Raw genomic sequence first — 18,339 nt, forward strand, 5'->3', positions numbered from 1 at the left:
GGCGACGGGTAGAGGGACGTCGCGCTCCGGGCTGGGGACCTCTCGCCGAGGCGGGACCTGTCCGGCCGGCGTGGCCCGGGGAGAGGTCCCGTTCACGGGCGGTCCTCCTCCTGCACGCCGAGGCGCTCCTCCAGTCGCTCGAGCCTTACCAGGACGGGGCGGAGCTCCTCGCGGATGGCCGCCGACATGGCGCTCGCCGCACCGGCGGGCAGGACGGGAGCCGTGGGAGGCGTCCCCGGGGACTGCGCGCGCAGGTGGACGTACCCGGCGAGGGCGGCCGAGACCGCGTGCCGGGTCAGGCGGTGCTCGGCACCCAGTTCCCGGAGCGCCTGTCCTGCGGCTCCGTCGGGCTCGGCGATCAGCCCGAGCAGCAGGTGCTCGCAGCCGACGTAGTTGTGGCCGAGAGAGGTGGCCTCGGTGACGGTCATCTCCAGCGCGGCCGCCGCCGCCGCGCTGAAGGCCAGCCCTGCTCCTGCGGAACCTGCGGAACCTGCGAAGCCGGAGAACTCGGCGGAGCCGGGGGAGCCGGGAGAACCTGCGGAACCGGAGGACTCGGGGGATCGGGGGCCTCCCGTGGCGTCCGGGACGGCCCCGGTGTCCGGAACCCCGACCGCGTCCGGGGCCGCGCCGGTCTCGGAGGCCGGGGTGGGCCCGGAAGAGGCGGGGCTCCCGGACGGGGAGGACGCGCCCCGGGGGGAGGAGGTCAGCCGGTCGAGTCTGCGCCGTACCTCCACCGGGTCGATCTCCAGGGCGCCGAGAACGTGGAGGGCCAGGTTGCTCCCCTCGGAGAGCATTCCGCCCAGCAGGTGCTCGGTGCCGACCTCGGTCACGCCCAGCGCCCGTGCCTGGTCCACCGCCAGTTTGATCACGGTCCTGGTGCGGGGGGTGAAGTTGGGCAGCCGCGCCGCCAGGTCGTCGAGGTCGGGGCCGCTGAGCGTGGTCTCCCGGATGGCGGTCACCCGCCGTACCGCCTGCTCCAGGGCGCGCTGGCAGACGGCCGAGACCGGCACGCCCGCCTTCTTCACGGCCTCGGCGAGCTCGTCGGGAAGGTAGACGTTGATCTTCGGCATAGTGCCCCCTATAGGGTTAGGGAAGGGTTATACCCCATTCATAACCCCATAGGGGGGTGAGTGTCCAGCACTCCCAGAGAATGAAGGGAAGGAGCTTCGGGGTGAGGGACCCGGCTAGCGCGTCGCGCCGGTGAGGAGGCGGGTGACCTCGGGGGTGAGCGCGACACCCCGGGTGGAGAGCCAGGCCAGCCGGTTGCGGCTGGTGAAGGCGGCGAGCCTGCGCGCGTCGAGCCTCGTGAGGCCGCCGGAACCGGTCAGGACCGGGGTCAGCGCGATCCGGCTCCAGGCCGTGCTCCGGCCGAGGGAGCGGGCCACCTGCGGGTGCGCGGCGCGGACGGCCGAGGCGACCGGACGCAGACGGGCCCCGGCCGCCGGGGCGCCGACGGGGGCGAGGAGGTTGACGGTGGCGATCTCCACCCCTTCCGCCCGGGTGACACGGAGCATCTCCTGGTCGTCGCGGGACAGGCCCGCCCCGGTGACCGGCACGGTGAAGCTCACCGTGAGGGGACGGTCCCCGCGGACGGCCTCCCGCTGCAGGACGGCGATCGCCCGCGCGCGCCGCCGCACGGCCCCCGGCTCCGAGGACGCGGCCGGGCCGTGGATCTCGAAGTCGACGTACGCGGCGCCGAAGGCGGTGATCGCCCGGCGGTAGGCGGCGGCGAGCCGGTCCGGATCGGTGCAGGCCGACGCGAGCTCACGCCCGGAGGGCCCGCCGAAGGCCAGGCCCGCGTTCCCGCCGGCGGCGCGCAGGCGGCCGAGCCGGTCGGCCACCGGGTCGCCGCCGCGTTCCCGGAACCCGTCCCAGACGGGGACGCAACTCTGCCGCCCGGCGGTGAGGTGGCCCAGGGTGAACCAGCGCACGTGGTCCCTCCGGACCGCCCTGGACAGGTTGAAGCGCGGATCGCGCGCGGTGTCCACGAACGTCACGAAGCCCGACGGGCGGGGGACGACCGGCTCGCCACCCCGGCCGGGCCTCGTGCCGGGGGTATCCGGTGACCGCGTTCCCGAGGGCGTGGCAGCGGCTCCCGGGCGGTCGCCGCGGGGTGCCCACTCGCCCGTCGCGCCGGAGGGCAGCAGCCAGATCGCGGTGCCGGTGCCCGCGGCGAGCACGATCGAGGCCAGCACCACCAGGGGGCGGGGCGGCGTGCCGGGCTCGCGGGCCCGGAGGGTGTCGCGGCGATCGGGGTGACTGGTCGCCACGGGCATGTGATCCCCTCCTCGACGGCGGGGGTGATCGCTGTCTGTGTCCGATCCGCTACCCGAAGGTGCGGAGGGCAGAACGTTAGCAAGTACGCACGCCACGGCGCGGGCTTTCTGCGGATGCCGTCCGGAGTGCCCGGATAATGGTCCGCATGAAGTTGAGAATCTTCACTGAACCGCAGCAGGGCGCCACCTACGACGAGCTGCTCGCGGTCGCGCTGACCGCGGAGCGGCTGGGGTTCGACGCGTTCTTCCGCTCCGACCACTACATGCGGATCGGGAAGGGGGACCCCGGTCCGGGTCCCACCGATTCCTGGATAACCCTTGCCGGCCTGGCCCGGGAGACCACCACGATCCGTCTCGGCACGCTGGTCACCCCGGCCACCTTCCGGCTTCCCGGGCCGCTGGCGATCAGCGTCGCCCAGGTCGACCGGATGAGCGGGGGGCGGGTCGAGCTGGGGCTGGGAACCGGCTGGTTCGACGCCGAGCACACCGCGTACGGCATCCCGTTCCCGCCGATCGGCGAGCGTTTCGGCAGGTTCGAGGAGCAGCTGGAGATCCTGGTCGGGCTCTGGACCACGCCGGTGGGGGAGACGTTCTCCTTCGAGGGGGCCCACTACCGGCTGGCCGACTCCCCGGCGCTGCCCAAGCCCGCGCAGAGCCCCAAGCCGCCCATCATCATCGGCGGTGTCGGCGCCAACCGGACCCCGCGCCTGGTCGCGAAGTTCGCCGACGAGTACAACGTGCCGTTCCGCACCCTGGAGGACAGCGCCGAGGCCTTCGGCCGGATCAGGAGGGCCTGCGAGGCCGAGGGCCGGGAGCCGGTCACGCTCTCCGTCGCGCAGACCGTCTGCGTCGGCTCCAACGACGCCGAGGTCGCGCGGCGGGTCGAGGCCGCCGGGCAGGATCTCGCCGCGCTGCGGGCCGTCGGGCTGGCGGGCACCCCGGCCGAGGTGAGCGAGAAGATCGGCCGCTTCGCCGAGCTGGGCGTCGAGCGCGTCTACCTGCAGATCCTGGACCTGGTCGACCTCGACCACCTGGAGCTCATCGCGGAGGAGATCATGACCGACGCGTGATCCGGGCGACGGCGGGCCGGTTAAACCGTGGCCGTCCCGCCGGTCGTGCGGCACACTGAACCGGGTGTTGTTGACGATCTCCACCACCGTACGGCCCGCCACGGACCTGGGTTTCCTGCTGCACAAGCACCCCGGCCGCGTCCAGGAGTTCGACCGTTCCTACGGGGTGGCCCGCGTCCTGTATCCCGAGGCGGGCGAGGAACGCTGCACGGCCGCGCTGATGCTCGACGTGGACCCGGTCCGCCTGGTGCGCTCGCGGGACCGCGCCACGCCGGACCACACGCTGGGCCAGTACGTCAACGACCGGCCGTACGTGGCCTCGTCGCTGCTGGCCGTGGCGCTGGCCGACGTGTTCCGTACGGCGCGCACCGGGCGCTGTGCCGCCCGTCCCGACCTGGCGGCCGGGCCGATCCCGCTGGAGATCGTGTTGCCGGTGCTGCCCTGCAGGGGCGGGCCCGAGCTCGCGCACAGGCTCTTCGAGCCGCTGGGCTGGAGGGTCGAGGCGCGGGCCCTGCCGCTGGACGAGGCGTTCCCCGAGTGGGGTGACTCCCGTTATGTCCGGTTAGTGCTGCGCGGGGAGGTCCGCCTGGCCGACGCGCTCAACCAGCTCTACGTCCTGCTCCCGGTGCTCGACGACGCCAAGCACTACTGGGTCGCCCCCGACGAGGTGGACAAGCTGATCAGGGCGGGCGAGTCGTGGCTGGCCGCCCACCCGGAGCGCGGTCTGATCACCCGGCGCTATCTCGGCCGCCGCCTGGCACTGACCCGTGCGGCCTTCGCCCGGCTGGCCGAGATCGGCGACGACGTCGAGGAGGAGCTCGACCCGCCGATCCAGCCGACCCAGGAGGAGCTCGCCGCCCCGCCCCCGGATTCCGGCGCATCACCCGCGGACTCCGCCGTCCCGTGCCCGGATTCCGCCGCGTCGCCCGCGGACTCCGTCGCCCCCGCTCCGGGGCCCGGTGCGGGGCGGCCGTTGAACGTGCTGCGGCTGGAGGCCGTGCTCGCGACGCTGGAGCGGCTGGGCGCGAGCAGCGTCATCGACCTCGGGTGCGGTTCCGGCCGCCTGGTCGGAGCGCTGCTGGAGCGGCCCCGCTTCGCGCGGGTGGCCGGGACCGACGTGTCCTCGCAGGCCCTGGCGATCGCCGCCAGGCGCCTGCGTCTCGATCGGATGCCCGAACGGCGCAGGGAGCGGCTGGAGCTGTTCCAGGGCGCGCTGACCTACACCGACGACAGGTTCGCCGGGTACGACGCCGCGGTGCTGATGGAGGTCGTCGAGCACGTCGACCTGGCGCGCCTGGGGGCTCTGGAGCGGGTCGTCTTCGGAACCGCCCGGCCGGGACACGTGATCGTCACGACCCCGAACGTCGAGTACAACGTCCGCTACGCGTTCCTGCGGGGCGAGCGTCACCCCGACCACCGCTTCGAGTGGACCCGCGCCGAGTTCCGGGCGTGGGCGGGGAGGGTGTGCGACGAGTACGGCTACCGCGCCGGGTTCCTGCCGGTGGGGGACGACGATCCGCAGGTGGGCCCGCCCACCCAGATGGCCGTGTTCGGCCTGGCGGGAGCGGGCGGTGCCGGGAACGGCGCCAAGGACGGCGCCAGGGACGGCGCCAGGGACGGCGCCGAGGACGGCGTGCAGGATCGCGCCAGGGGTGCGGAAGGCGCCGGGAGCGCTGTCGCGGGTTCGGGCGTCGGCGTGCGCGAAGGCGCTGCCGCGGGCGTGGAGGGTGTCGCGGGAGGTGGAGATGTCTGAGATCGTCGTACCGGAGATGTCGCTGGTCGTGCTCGTGGGGGTGTCGGGGAGCGGGAAGTCGACCTTCGCGCGCACGCACTTCGGGCCGACCCAGGTGATCTCCTCCGACTTCTGCCGCGGACTGGTCTCCGACGACGAGAACGACCAGACCGCCACGGCCGACGCCTTCGACGTGCTGAACTACATCGTCGGCACCCGCCTGCGGCGCGGGCTGCTGACGGTCGTGGACGCCACGAACGTGCAGCAGGAGGCCCGCGGGAAGCTGGTCGAGCTCGCCAAGGCGCACGACGTGCTGGTCGACGCGATCGTCCTGGAGGTGCCCGAGGAGCTCGCGGTCGCGCGCAACGAGAGCCGGCCCGACCGGGACTTCGGTGCGCGCGTGATCACCCGCCAGCGCAAGGACCTGCGCCGTTCCATGACCAGGATGTCGCGCGAGGGGTTCCGCCGGGTCCACGTGCTGCGCGGGCCCGAGGAGATCGAGGCCGCCACGGTCGTCACGGAGAGGGCGTGGAACGACCGGCGCGAGCTGACCGGCCCGTTCGACGTCATCGGCGACGTGCACGGCTGCCGCTCCGAGCTGGAGACGCTGCTGCGCGAGCTGGGCTGGGAGATCGAGCCCGGCGCCGCCGGCGCGGTCCACCCGGACGGCAGGACCGCGGTGTTCGTCGGCGACCTGGTGGACCGCGGGCCCGACTCGCCGGGCGTGCTGCGGCTGGTCATGGGCATGGTCGCGGCGGGGACCGCCCTGTGCGTGTCGGGCAACCACGAGCAGAAGCTGGCCCGCGCGCTGGGCGGCCGCAAGGTCAGGGTGGCCCACGGCCTGAAGGAGTCGCTGGAGCAGCTCGACGCCGAGCCCGAGGAGTTCCGGCGGGACGCGCTGGCCTTCATGGACGGGCTGGTCAGCCACTACCGGCTCGACGGCGGCGCGCTCGTCGTCGCCCACGCCGGGCTCAAGGAGTCCTACCACGGCCGCGCCTCGGGCCGGGTGCGCGCCTTCGCGCTGTACGGCGACACCACCGGCGAGACCGACGAGTACGGCCTGCCGGTGCGCTACCCGTGGGCCAGGGAGTACCGGGGCCGGGCCATGGTCGTCTACGGCCACACCCCGGTCCCGGAGCCCGAGTGGATCAACAACACGATCTGCCTGGACACCGGCGCCGTCTTCGGCGGGAGGCTCACCGCGCTGCGCTACCCCGAGCGGGAGCTCGTCTCGGTCCCGGCCGAGCGCACGTGGTACGAGCCGGTGCGGCCGCTGACCGCCCCCGGCCACCGCGAGCCCGGCGTGCTCTCGGTCGAGGACGTGCGGGGCACCCGGCACGTCGAGGTGCGCCACGGCGGCGGCGCCATCAAGGTCCGCGAGGAGAACACGGCCGCCGCCCTGGAGATCATGAGCCGGTTCGCGGTCGACCCGCGCTGGCTGGTGTACCTGCCGCCGACGATGGCGCCCGCGGAGACCTCGCGCCTGGAGGGCTACCTGGAGCACCCGGCCGAGGCGTTCGCCGAGTTCGCCGCCGCCGGGGTGAGCCGGGTGGTGTGCGAGGAGAAGCACATGGGCTCGCGGGCGGTGGCGGTGCTGGCGGCCGGCCCCGAGGCGGCGGAGGCGCGGTTCGGCGTCACCGACGGCACCTGCGGGGCGGTCTACACCCGCACCGGCAGGCCGTTCCTCGCCGACACCGGCGCGCTGGTCGACCGGCTCAGGCGGGTGTGCGCGCCGCTGATGGAGGAGCTGGGGACGGACTGGCTGGTGCTCGACTGCGAGCTGCTGCCCTGGTCGGCCAAGGCCGAGGGGCTGATCCGCGAGCAGTACGCGTCGGTGGGGGCCGCGGCCCGCACGGCGCTGCCCGAGGCGATCGCCGTGCTGGAAGCGGCGGCCGGGCGCGGATTGGATGTGGGCGATCTGTTGGACCGCACCCGCCGCCGCTCCGACAACGCTGCCCGTTTCAGCCGGGCATATGCGCGTTACTGCTGGCCTGTCTCCGGGCTGGACGGCATCCGGCTGGCCCCGTTCCAGATCCTCGCCTGCGAGGGGCGGGCGACCGCGGCCACCGAGCCGCACACCTGGCACCTGGAGACGCTGTCGCGGCTCGACGACCCGCTGATCACGCCGACCCGGCACGTGTTCGCCGACCCGTCCTCGCCGGAGTCGGTCCAGGCGGCCACCGCCTGGTGGGAGGCGCTGACCGCCGAGGGTGGCGAGGGCATGGTGGTCAAACCGGTCGAGACGCAGGACGGGCGCAGCCGGGTGCAGCCGGGCGTCAAGGTGCGCGGCCGGGAGTACCTGCGGATCGTCTACGGGCCCGACTACACCGAGAGCCTGGACGTGCTGCGCCGCAGGTTCCTGGGACGCAAGCGCTCCCTGGCGCTGCGCGAGCACGCGCTGGGCCTGGAGGCGCTCTTCCGGCTGGCCGGGAACGAGCCGCTGTGGCGGGTGCACGAGGCGGTCTTCGCCGTCCTGGCGCTGGAGTCCGAGCCGGTCGACCCCCGGCTGTGACGTCCGGCCCCCGTCCGTGATTTTTTGACAGAGCCGGATGAAGAAGGAGACATCTCCCGTGGTGTGACGATCGTCGTGTCCGCCCTGGTCCCTAGGCTTCCGAACACGCCGGCGGGGCCGGGGCGGGGCGCCGGTGGGCGGGCGGCCGCCCACGGGGGCCGGAGTTCGATGTCTCAAGCCCTTTTCCCGGGGAAAGGACTCTCATGGCCGGCACTGCCCCTGCGGGGAACTCCAGTGAGAACATCGGGCACGTCGTCTTCATCACCGCCGCCGCGGCGATCGGCGGCTTCCTCTTCGGGTACGACAGCGCCGTCATCAACGGCGCCGTCACCGGGATCGAGAAGTACTTCAAGGTCGACGCGGTGCAGACCGGCTTCGTCGTGGCGATCGCGCTGCTGGGGTCGGCCCTGGGCGCGTGGGTCGCCGGGGGACTGGCCGACCGCTGGGGCAGGACCAGGACGATGCAGGTGGCCGCGATCCTGTTCGCGATCAGCTCCGTCGGCCAGGCGCTGCCCTTCGCCGTGTGGGACCTGGCCCTGTGGCGGGTGCTGGCCGGCGTGGGCATCGGCATGGCCTCGGTGATCGGCCCCGCCTACATCGCGGAGGTCGCCCCGCCCGCCTACCGGGGGCGCCTGGGCTCCTTCCAGCAGCTCGCCATCGTGCTGGGCATCGCCGTCTCCCAGCTCGTCAACTACGCCATCGCGGAGCGGGCCGGCGGCGACGTCAACAACGAGCTGCTCGGGCTGCAGGCCTGGCAGTGGATGCTGGGCGCCTGCCTGGTCCCCGCGCTGCTCTACCTGATCTTCGCGACGATCATCCCGGAGTCGCCGCGCTTCCTGGTCGCGGCCGGCAGGTCGGCCGAGGCGCGCAAGGTGCTCGGCGAGGTCGAGGGCGAGGACAGCGACCTGGACGCCCGGGTCACCGAGATCGAGAACTCGCTGCGCAGCGAGCACCGGCCCCGCCTGCGCGACCTGCGCGGCTCCCGGCTGGGCCTGCTGCCGATCGTCTGGATCGGCATCCTGCTGTCGGTGTTCCAGCAGTTCGTCGGTATCAACGTCATCTTCTACTACTCGGCGTCGCTGTGGCAGTCGGTGGGCATCAACCAGTCGGACTCGCTGCTGATCAGCTTCTCCACCTCGATCATCAACATCGTCGGCACGTTCATCGCCATCGCCCTGGTCGACCGGATCGGCCGCAGGCCGCTGCTGCTGATCGGCTCGGCGGGCATGGCGGTGGCGCTCGCCGTGGCCGCGTGGGCGTTCAGCGCCGGCATCCCCAGCGGTGAGCAGGTCAGGCTGCCCGAGACGCAGGGCACGGTCGCGCTGGTCGCAGCCCACGTGTTCGTGCTGTTCTTCGCCCTGTCGTGGGGGGTGGTCGTCTGGGTGCTGCTGGGCGAGATGTTCCCCAACCGGATCAGGGCCGCCGCGCTGTCGGTGGCGGCCGCCGCCCAGTGGGTGGCCAACTGGCTCATCACCGTCTCGTTCCCGTCGCTGTCGGAGTGGAGCCTGGCGGGCGCCTACGTGGGGTACACGGCCTTCGCGGTGCTCTCGTTCTTCTTCGTGATGTTCAAGGTGAAGGAGACGAAGGGGCGGAAGCTGGAGGACATGGGATGACCCCGCCCTTGGCGGGGCGGGGTGGATGCTGGTAGAAGGTTGGCACCGAGGAGGTGCCCGGTGGATCTCATTCCCCTGGAGTTCGAAGCGTACGACCGCCGCATCGCGGGGGTCTCCGGCGACCGTAACGTCGAGCGGCTCCACCGGGGCACGCGCTGGGCCGAGGGGCCCGTCTACGTCCCCGCGGGCCGCTACCTGGTCTGGAGCGACATCCCGAACGACCGCATGCTGCGCTGGGACGAGCTGACCGGCCGGGTGGGGCCGTTCCGGCAGCCCGCCGGGTACGTCAACGGCAACACCCTCGACCGCGAGGGCAGGATCGTCTCCTGCGAGCACGGCGCGCGCCGGGTGACCCGGACCGAGCACGACGGCTCGGTCACCGTACTGGCCGACCGCTGGCGCGGCAGGCGGCTCAACAGCCCCAACGACGTGGTGGTGCGCTCCGACGGGTCGGTGTGGTTCACCGACCCGCCGTACGGCATCCTCAGCGACTACGAGGGGCACCGGGCCGAGCAGGAGATCGACGGCTGCAACGTCTACCGCGTCGACCCGGGCAGCGGCGAGGTGAGCGTGGTGGCGGACGACTTCGCCCGCCCCAACGGCCTGGCCTTCTCCCTCGACGAGCGCCTGCTCTACGTCGCCGACACCGAGCGCCGCCACGTGCGGGTCTTCGAGGTCGGCGACGACGGCGCCCTCGCGGGCGGCGAGGTGTTCGCCGCCCACGAGGGCGAGGGGAGCTACGACGGCATGCGCCTGGACGAGACCGGCCGCCTGTGGGCCGCCGTCGGCCCGGCGGTGCACGCCTACCACCCGGACGGGACGCTCCTCGGCAGGCTGTGCCTGCCGGAGAGCGCCTCCAACCTCGTCTTCGGCGGCCCCAAGCGCAACCGCGTCTTCATCACCGCCACGACGTCCCTGTACTCGATGATGCTGAGCGTCAGGGGCGCCGAGCCGGTGTGGGCGCGCAAGGGGGGCGCGCCCGGGTGACACCTACGAGAACGCCCAGGTGAACAGGTGCAGCCGCCCGTCCTCCGGGGTGGAGAACGTCAGGCTCCGCACCCTCTTGCCCGGGTCCAGGGCGATGGGCTGCGAGGCGTAGACGTGGGCCGGTACGGGCTGGAGCGCCCATGAGCCCCAGAACAGCCGGTGCGGGGTGCGGGCCACGACCTCGTTGCCGAAGCGGGGCTCGCCCGAGCCGAAGTCCAGGATCCAGTCGCTGAGGCCGAGCCGTCCCGTGCCGGTCGTGCCGTCGGTGTAGGTGACGGTGACGTCCGACTCGGGCCAGCCGTTCACGCCCGTGCCCAGGAAGGAGATTCCGGTGGCGCCGGCCGGCGCGGCCACCTCCAGCGGTCCCGTGCCGGTGCGGACGTTGTCCCACTCGCCGCGCTTCCTGTCCGGCCAGGTGAAGGTGAAGTCGCGCCACGTCACCCGCTTGCCCGGGGTGAGGCCGGCCTCGGCCAGGTCGTGCGACGAGAGGCTGAAGCCGGGCCCGTCGATGTTGGCCTCGCCCGGGGCGGTGATGTCGCCGATGCCGGCGTTGTTGTGGTGCCACTCCGGGGTGCCGCGACCGGCCACGTTGAGCCGTACCGAGGCGGTGAGGTCGCCCACGGCGACCGGCACCGTCAGCATGCCGCGCGCCGTGCCGCCGGACACCGAGATCCTGACCTCCTGACGGGCCTGCCCGCCGGCGGTCAGGGTGAGCGTGCCGCGCGCGGGCGACACGGTGACGCCGGCCGGGGGCCTGGCCTCCCAGGTGAGCGTGGTGGCCCGGCCCAGCGACCGGACCGCGAGCTCGGTGGTGAGCGTGCCGCCCGGCTCGACCGGGCCGCTGCCGCGGCTGAAGCCCGCGAGGTAGGGCCTCGTCCCGGTGCCGAACGACGGGGGCGCGTCCTCGGGGGCGGCGCCGAAGGTCCGGTTCGGGGACGTGCCGCGGACGAACTCCAGCCGCCCGCCGCCGGTCGCGAACGACTCCGGCAGCCACGCCCGGTTCGTCGCGGTGCCGTTCACCGCGAGCGAGCGGACGTAGGGCCCGGCGCCGCGGGCGTCCACCACGATGTCGCCGCCCGGCCGGTCGATCGTGACCCGCTCGAACAGCGGGGTGTTGACGATCAGCTCGGCGCGGCCGGGGACGGCGGGGAAGATCCCCATGGCCGACCAGACGTACCACGAGCCCATCGCGCCCAGGTCGTCGTTGCCGACCAGGCCGTCCGGTCCCGACCTGTACAGCTCCTGCTGCACGCGCCGCACCAGCGCCTGCGTCTTGTAGGGCTGGCCGGCCCACGCGTACAGCCACGGCGACGTCATCGCCACCTCGTTGCCCAGGTAGGCGTACGGCTCGGCGGGGCCGGCGTTGAGCTTGGTGAAGTAGGTGTCGAGCCGGGGGACGACCTCGCGGGGGCCGCCCATCGCGGTGAACAGGCCGCCCGGGTTGTGCGGCACCAGCCAGTGGTACTGCGCGCCGTTGCCCTCCATGTAGACGTCCGGGTGGGCCGGGTCGAACGGCGCGGTGAACGCCCCGTCGCCCTGGCGCGGCTGGACCCAGCCGTTGCCCGGGTTGTAGAGGTGCTGCCAGGCCTGCGAGCGTCCCATGAACTCCGTGGCCGTGGCCCGGTCGCCGAGCCGGGAGGCGAGCTGGGCGATGCCGAAGTCGGCCACGCCGTACTCCAGGGTCGCCGACGGGTCGTTGGGGACGTACCCCTGGCGCATGAACGCGGCGTTGCCCGGCCGCTCGTCGTACTGCAGCAGCGGGTGCCCGATGTCGCGGGGGCCGGTGCGCCTGGCCGCCTCGGCCATCGCCCGCAGCGCCTCCCGCGCGTCGAAGTCGCGCGCGCCGAACGCGTACACGCTGGCCAGGATCGAGTGGTACGGGTCGCCGACCATGACGCCGGTGACCGCGGTCTGGTGCGACCAGCGGTCCCACACGTTGCCGAGGGTGCGGGCGTTGTCGTACATCGACTGCGCGATGTCGGCGGCCACGTCCGGCGCCAGCAGCGCCAGGAGCTGCACCTGGCTGCGGTAGATGTCCCAGCCGGAGAAGGTCGCGTAGTGGTGGTGGCCCGGTTTCACCTGGTGCGGCTCGTAGTCGCTCCCGGCGTAGGTGCCGTCCACGTCGTCGGAGACGTGCGGTTGCAGCAGCGTGTGGTAGAGGTTGCTGTAGAAGGTGCGCTGCTGGTCCTCGGTGCCGCCGGCGACCCGTACCTTGCTCAGGCGCTCACGCCACACGCCGGCCGCCTCGCGGGCCACCTGGTCCACGCCCTTGGCGGCGATCTCGGTCTGCAGGTTGCGCCGCGCGCCCTCGAGGCCGACGTAGGACAGCCCGACCCGCATCTGCACCGGCTGCTCCGGGGCGAACTGCAGGTACGCCCCCGAACCCGGTCCGTTGACGATCACGTCCTCGCGGGTGACCAGGTCCCCCTTGACCCTGGCGGGGCCCGCGTTGGCGACCGTGCTCCCGCCGGGGCGCACCTCGCCGTCCTTCCAGGTGCCGAACGCGGTGACCGGCCGGTCGAACGTGGCGTGGAAGTAGATCTTGTAGCGGGTCGGCGGGCCGCAGAACCCTCCGGTCTGCACCCAGCCCTCGACGGTGTTGCCGCTGATCCTGGTCTCGCCGTCGTCGACGCCGTTGACCGAGCCGCTGGTGTTCAGCAGCACCGTGCCCGGCTTGCCCCTGGGGAAGGTGAAGCGGGCCACGCCCGTCCGCATGCCGGTGGTGAGCTCGGCCTTGACCCCGCTGTCGAGGGTGGTGCCGTAGAAGCCGGGCGAGGCCCGCTCGTTGTCGTGCGAGAACGTCTGCACGTAGTCGTCGCCGTGGGTGGCGGGCGAGCGGCCGATCGCCCCCGAGAACGGGATCACCGGGAAGTCCTGCGCGCCGGTGCAGCCGGGCCCGGAGATGTGCGTCATGGAGAAGCCGCGCAGCCGGTCGTCCTCCCAGCGGTAGCCGCCGCCGGCGTCGGACACCGTGTCGGGGCTCCACTGCATCATCCCGAACGGCAGGACGGCGCCGGGGAAGGTCATGCCCCCGCCCCCGCCGTGGTCGAAGTCGGGTGCCGCCTCCTTGGTCCCGTGGAAGACGTTGACCAGGGACACGGGGTCGCGTTCGCCGGGCGCGCCCGGCGGGGCGCCGAGTGGCAGGGCGGTGGCCGCGAGCAGGGCGGTGACGACCGGCACGGACCAGTGGGGCAGGGACCAGAAAGACACGTCAGTCCTCCAGAGGTGGGGTCCGCCGTATCGAACCCCGGTCCCGATCGGCCGGTCAACGGACGGTAACGACGGCCACAACCGGCCACGGCACACCCGCGAACAGGGGTTGACGTCCTCGCGGGCCGGACCGTCACAGTCGCTGCCCGACCAGGGTCTCGGGAAGGTCGGCGCGTCGCGTCACGCTGAGCTTGCGGTAGACGCGCGTCAGGTGCTGCTCCACCGTGCTCACCGTGATGAACAGCTTGGCGGCGACCTCACGGTTGGAGTAGCCGTCGGCCGCCAGCGCCGCCACCCGCCGCTCGGCGTCGCTGAGCACCGGCCGCGCGCCGGGCTCCTCACCGCCCCACGCGCCGTCCCCGTCGCCGGGCAGCGCCCGGCTCAGGGCGCCGGCCCGGCACTCCTGGGCCAGGGTACGGGCCCGGCGGGCCAGCACCGCGGCCCGGCGGAACTCGCCGACCGCGTGGTAGGCCTCGGTGAGGCCGGTCAGCGACCTGGCGAGCTCGTACCTGTCGCCGCCGTCCTGCAGCAGCTCGGCCGACTGGCGCAGCAGCATCACGCGGTGGCGCCGCTCGGCGGTGGCGGCCAGCACGCGCAGCGCCATGCCCCGGACGCGCCTGGAGCCGCCGGAGCGCGTGAGCTGCTCCTCCGCGAGGAGGCGGGCCTCCTGCGTCTCGCCGAGGGCGATCAGGGCCTGCGCCGCGTCCAGCCGCCAGGCGATGAACTCGGCGCTGTCGAGCCCCCACCGGCCCATGAGCTCGCCGCACAGCCGCAGGTCGCGCAGCGCCCGCCGGGCCTGGCCCGCCGCCAGGTGGAAGCGGCCCTTGCCGTGGAGGTACTGCAGCCCGAACCGGGTCTCCAGCATGGCCTCGGGCACCGGCCGGGTGACGACCGGCAGGAACTCCTCCTGCCGGCCCATCGCCGCGCCGGCCAGCAGCAGGCTGCCCAGGGGCCCGCCGACGGCGACCCCCCAGCTGTCCGGCGGGATGAGCTCCAGGGCGCGCTGGGCATGGGCCGCCGCAGAGGCCGCCTCGCCCCGGCGCAGGCCGATCTCGGCGCGGATGGCCGACAGGCGGGCCTGCCGGCTCGGGGCCCGGCGCGAGGCCGCCTCGGCGATGAAGGAGTCGCACCAGGGCGCCGCCAGGTCGGCCCTGCCGGTGTACGTCAGGGCCAGCAGCGCGCTCTCCACCGTGTCCATCGACATCTCGTCCAGCCGCGAGCCGCGCAGGATGCGCTCCGCCGTCACCGCCGTCTCCGGGAGCGGGCCCCCCGTCAGCGCGCGTACCAGCGCGTCCGCCGACTCGGTCCTGCGGTCCGCGCTGAGGGAGTGGGCGGCGCCGCCCGCCTGCTCGTCGGTCAGCTCGGGCAGGTGCGGCAGGAACGAGGGGAAGCTGCTGCGGAACCAGGCGTGCGCCGCGGCCAGCTCCGCCACCGCGTCCCGGTCCAGCCCGTCCAGCCTCCTCAGGTGCGCCAGGACGTCCCTGGCGTCCTCGGCGTGGCCGTGCCACAGCAGCGCCTTGGCCAGCACCACTGCGTCGCCGCCGGTCAGGTGGCCGCGGCGCAGCGCCTCGGTCAGCTCGGCCAGGTGCCCGGCCGGGGTGCCGGGGTCGATCCGCCACTTGGCCCGTACCAGGACGGTGGCGATCCTGGCGCGCCGGCGATCGTCGGAGCAGGACCGCAGGGCCAGCAGGAGGTACTCGATCGCGGCCTCCACGCCGTCGTGGCGCAGCGCCCGCGCCGCCGCCTCCTCCAGGATCGCCGGCGCCCACGGCTGGCTCGCGTGACCGGCCCGCAGCAGGTGCCCGGCCACCACCGCCACCGGCGCGCCGTCGTGGTAGGTCAGCTCGGCGGCCCCGCGGTACAGGTCGACGCGCTCGTGGTCGTCCAGCCCGGCCAGTACGGCGGACCTGGCGGCCTCGTCGCGGAACCGGCCGCCCTCCAGCAGCCCGGCGCCGGTCAGCTCGCGCACCGCCCTGACGGTGGCCGTATCGTTCTCGCCGAGCAGCCGGGGGACGGGCCCGGCCTCGCCGAGCACGGCCAGCGCCCGCGCCACCCGGGGGGTGCCGTCCCCGGCGCGGTGCAGGCAGGCGAGCACGGCCTCGGCGTACCGCTCGCCCCGGCCGTCGCCGGCTCGGTGGTCCTCCAGCAGGGCGTCCACCAGCAGCCGGTTCCCGCCGGTCAGCGCGTGCCAGCGCGCCGGCGCGGCAGCGGCACCGGCATCGGCGCCGGGGGCTCCGGCGGCTCGGGCGTCGGCGGGTGTGAGGCGCGTCACCTCCGCCGGGGACAGGTGCCCGAGACGGATCGCGCGGCAGTGCGGCTGTCGCCGCATCTCCGTGTGCAGGCTGCCCAGGGTGTGCGCGTCCGGCACGCTGAAGACCAGCATGACCCTGGCGTAGGCGATCCTGCGGGCCAGGTGCGACAGGCAGAGCCGCGAGGCGGGGTCGGCGTGGTGCAGGTCGTCCACGACGACGATCAGCGGGCGCCGCTCCGACAGCTTCAGCAGCACGGCGCAGAGCGCGTCCACGACCAGCAGGTCCACCTGCTCGCCGGTCCGCTCCGCGGGGTCCTTCCCGTTCTGTTCCCCCTTCCGCCCACCGTTCTGTTCGCCGTCCCGTCCGGCCGCGGGGGCGCCCGCCGGGTGCGGGCGGGCGCCCCCGCGGAGCAGGGCGGTGGCGACGGCGCGGTCCGCCTCGGTCATCGACGCGCCGAGCACGAGCTGCGAGAGCACGCCGAGCGGGAGCGCGCTCTCGGCGGGCGAGCCGGTGGCGGCCAGCAGGAGGGCGTCATGGGCGAAGGCGTGCTCGCCGAGGCCGTACAGGAGCGCGCTCTTGCCGGTGGCGATCGCGCCGGTCACCATCGCGACGCGGCCCCTGCCGGACACCGCCTCGTCCAGGAGCTCCCGCAAGGTGGCCATCTCGTGCCGTTGGACGTCCTCGGCCATGACGGCCCTCCGTTCGATGAGAAGCAATCAACCGGCCGTCACAGGACGGCGCGGGCCTGTGGTCGATGAGAAGCGATCAACCGGCCGTCACAGGACGGCGCGGGCCTGTGGTCGATGAGAAGCGATCAACCGGCCGTCGCCAGGGGGCGCGGCTCGCGCAGGGGGTGGACCGGCAGCGGCCGGGGACGGCCCGCCAGACGGGTGGCCGCCGCGCGTACGGCGGAGAACGCGGCCGTGGCCACGTCGGTGCCGACGCCCACGCCCCACACCACCTTCGCCGCCCCGGCCCCGCCGGACGCGGCGCCGACAGGGGTGCCAGGGGTGCCGGGGGTGCCGGTCGCGGGGGCGGCCAGGGGGTCGCAGGGGGCGCACTCCGCGTAGACCACGATGTCGCGCGGGGAGCGGCGGGTGAGGGCGGGGCGCTCCGGCGCCATCCGGTGCTCCTCCAGCGCCGGGGCGGTCCTGTGCACGGCGCGCACGTCGATGCCCCAGGGGCCGAGTTCCGCGCGCAGGTCGCACGGCTCGCCGGGGGTGCGGCTGCCGTCGATCCAGAGCGTGACGCCGACCGGCCGGTCCCCGGGCACGCGGGGTTCGCTCCGCGTGTCGTGGTCCAGGTACTCGGCGCGGAACAGCTCGCCGATCCGGCTCGGGGACAGCTCGCCGCCCTCGGCGTCGGCCTGCGCCTGCACCCGGGCCGACAGGTCGGCCTGCAGGCCGCGGGGCAGGTCGAGCCCGTGCCAGGCGCTCATCACGTACGCGACGCCGCCCTTGCCGGACTGGCTGTTGACCCGCACGACCGCCTCGTAGGTGCGCCCCACGTCCCTGGGGTCCACCGGCAGGTACGGGGTCCGCCACGGCAGCTCGCCCGCGGGCACCCCGGCCTCGGCCGCGAGCCGCTCGTGCTCGTCGAACCCCTTCTTGATGGCGTCCTGGTGCGACCCCGAGAAGGCGGTGTAGACCAGCTCGCCCGCGTAGGGGTGGCGCGGGTGGACGGGCATCTGGTTGCACTCCTCCACGACGCTCCGCACGGCGTTGATGTCGGACAGGTCGACGCCCGGGTCGACGCCGTGCACGAAGAGGTTCATGCAGAGGGTGACCAGGCAGACGTTGCCGGCCCGCTCGCCGTTGCCGAACAGGCAGCCCTCGATCCGCTCGGCCCCGGCCAGCAGGGCCAGCTCGGCCGCGGCGACCCCGGTCCCGCGGTCGTTGTGCGGGTGGACGGACAGGCACACGTGCTCGCGGCGCGACAGGTTGCGGTCGAGCCACTCGATCTGGTCGGCGAAGACGTTGGGCAGCGACCGCTCCACCGTGGTCGGGAAGTTGAGGATGATCCCCCGGCCCGCCTCCGGCTGCCAGGCGTCCATGACCGCCTCGCACACCTCCAGGGCGAAGTCCGGCTCGGTCTCGTTGAACAGCTCGGGGGAGTACTGGTAGGACAGGTCGCAGTCGCCGAGCACGCGCCCGGCCTGGTCCATCATGACCCGCGTGGCCCGTACCGCCATGTCGCGGCAGCCGGCGCGGTCGACGCCGAGCACCATCTCCCGGAACAGCGGCGACGTGGCGTTGTAGATGTGCACCATCGCGCGGGGCGCGCCGCGCAGGCAGTCCACGGTGGCCCTGACGAGCTCCTCGCGGGCCTGGGTGAGCACGGTGATGCGCACGTCGTCGGGGATGAGGTCGCCCTCGATGAGCAGCCGCACGAAGTCGTGGTCGTCGCGGCTGGCGACGGGGAAGCCGACCTCGATCTCGGTGAAGCCCATGTTCACCAGCAGGTCGAACATCATGAGCTTGCGCTCGGGGGACATCGGGCGGGCCAGCGACTGGTTGCCGTCCCGCAGGTCGGTGGAGAGCCACCGGGGGGCCGCGTCGATGCGCCTGCCCGGCCAGGTGCGGTCGGTCAGCTCGAGGGGAGTGAATCCGGTGTAGCGTCCGGCACCCTGCATGGTGGGTTTTCCTTTCGTGAACGGCCCTCGTTCTCCTGCAACGCTCGAAACAGGG

At 73.8% G+C, this 18,339-nt stretch carries 10 protein-coding genes; 5 read left to right on the forward strand and 5 right to left on the reverse strand.

Annotation, left to right across the window (positions count from 1 at the left end; translation table 11 throughout):
* Positions 1 to 92 precede the first annotated feature (92 nt).
* Positions 93 to 1,070 (reverse strand): Clp protease N-terminal domain-containing protein, encoded by a 978-nt coding sequence (locus tag ACLQ2R_RS32520; protein WP_425965108.1) that lies wholly within the window; start codon positions 1,068 to 1,070, stop codon positions 93 to 95.
* Positions 1,071 to 1,184: 114 nt separating this feature from the next.
* Positions 1,185 to 2,276 carry a hypothetical protein gene (locus ACLQ2R_RS32525; RefSeq protein WP_425965110.1) on the reverse strand — a complete coding sequence of 364 codons (1,092 nt, stop codon included), beginning with the start codon at positions 2,274 to 2,276 and terminating at the stop codon, positions 1,185 to 1,187.
* Positions 2,277 to 2,422: 146 nt separating this feature from the next.
* Here ACLQ2R_RS32525 and ACLQ2R_RS32530 point away from each other — a divergent pair, with 146 nt between their 5' ends.
* From ACLQ2R_RS32530 to ACLQ2R_RS32550, 5 genes are all read left to right on the forward strand, one after another.
* A complete protein-coding gene (locus ACLQ2R_RS32530) occupies positions 2,423 to 3,346 on the forward strand; it encodes an LLM class F420-dependent oxidoreductase (RefSeq protein ID WP_425965112.1) in 924 nt (307 codons plus the stop codon).
* A 64-nt stretch (positions 3,347 to 3,410) separates the two neighbouring features.
* On the forward strand, positions 3,411 to 5,099 hold the full coding sequence (locus tag ACLQ2R_RS32535; protein ID WP_425965114.1) for a 3' terminal RNA ribose 2'-O-methyltransferase Hen1: 1,689 nt from the start codon (positions 3,411 to 3,413) through the stop codon (positions 5,097 to 5,099).
* Entirely contained in the window at positions 5,092 to 7,590 is a 2,499-nt protein-coding gene (locus ACLQ2R_RS32540; protein WP_425965116.1) for a polynucleotide kinase-phosphatase, read from the forward strand. The genes ACLQ2R_RS32535 and ACLQ2R_RS32540 overlap by 8 nt, the downstream gene beginning before the upstream one ends.
* A gap of 203 nt (positions 7,591 to 7,793) precedes the next feature.
* On the forward strand, positions 7,794 to 9,203 hold the full coding sequence (locus tag ACLQ2R_RS32545) for a sugar porter family MFS transporter (RefSeq protein ID WP_425965118.1): 1,410 nt from the start codon (positions 7,794 to 7,796) through the stop codon (positions 9,201 to 9,203).
* 60 nt (positions 9,204 to 9,263) lie between these two features.
* On the forward strand, positions 9,264 to 10,190 hold the full coding sequence (locus ACLQ2R_RS32550; RefSeq protein ID WP_425965120.1) for an SMP-30/gluconolactonase/LRE family protein: 927 nt from the start codon (positions 9,264 to 9,266) through the stop codon (positions 10,188 to 10,190).
* A 3-nt stretch (positions 10,191 to 10,193) separates the two neighbouring features.
* On the opposite strand, the gene ACLQ2R_RS32555 is transcribed toward ACLQ2R_RS32550, so the two are convergent.
* The 3 genes from ACLQ2R_RS32555 to ACLQ2R_RS32565 all read right to left on the reverse strand — a co-directional run bounded on the left by ACLQ2R_RS32555 (position 10,194) and on the right by ACLQ2R_RS32565 (position 18,284).
* The gene (locus ACLQ2R_RS32555; RefSeq protein ID WP_425965122.1) at positions 10,194 to 13,400 is read right to left on the reverse strand and encodes a GH92 family glycosyl hydrolase; all 3,207 of its coding nucleotides are present in this window, start codon (positions 13,398 to 13,400) and stop codon (positions 10,194 to 10,196) included.
* 133 nt (positions 13,401 to 13,533) lie between these two features.
* On the reverse strand, positions 13,534 to 16,341 hold the full coding sequence (locus tag ACLQ2R_RS32560) for an AAA family ATPase (protein ID WP_425965124.1): 2,808 nt from the start codon (positions 16,339 to 16,341) through the stop codon (positions 13,534 to 13,536).
* 125 nt (positions 16,342 to 16,466) lie between these two features.
* Positions 16,467 to 18,284, reverse strand: coding sequence for a 2-isopropylmalate synthase (locus ACLQ2R_RS32565; RefSeq protein ID WP_425965126.1), 1,818 nt, complete (start codon positions 18,282 to 18,284; stop codon positions 16,467 to 16,469).
* Positions 18,285 to 18,339: the final 55 nt, after the last annotated feature.

The organism is Streptosporangium sp. DT93 (assembly GCF_049844535.1).
Taxonomy (GTDB): Bacteria; Actinomycetota; Actinomycetes; order Streptosporangiales; family Streptosporangiaceae; genus Streptosporangium.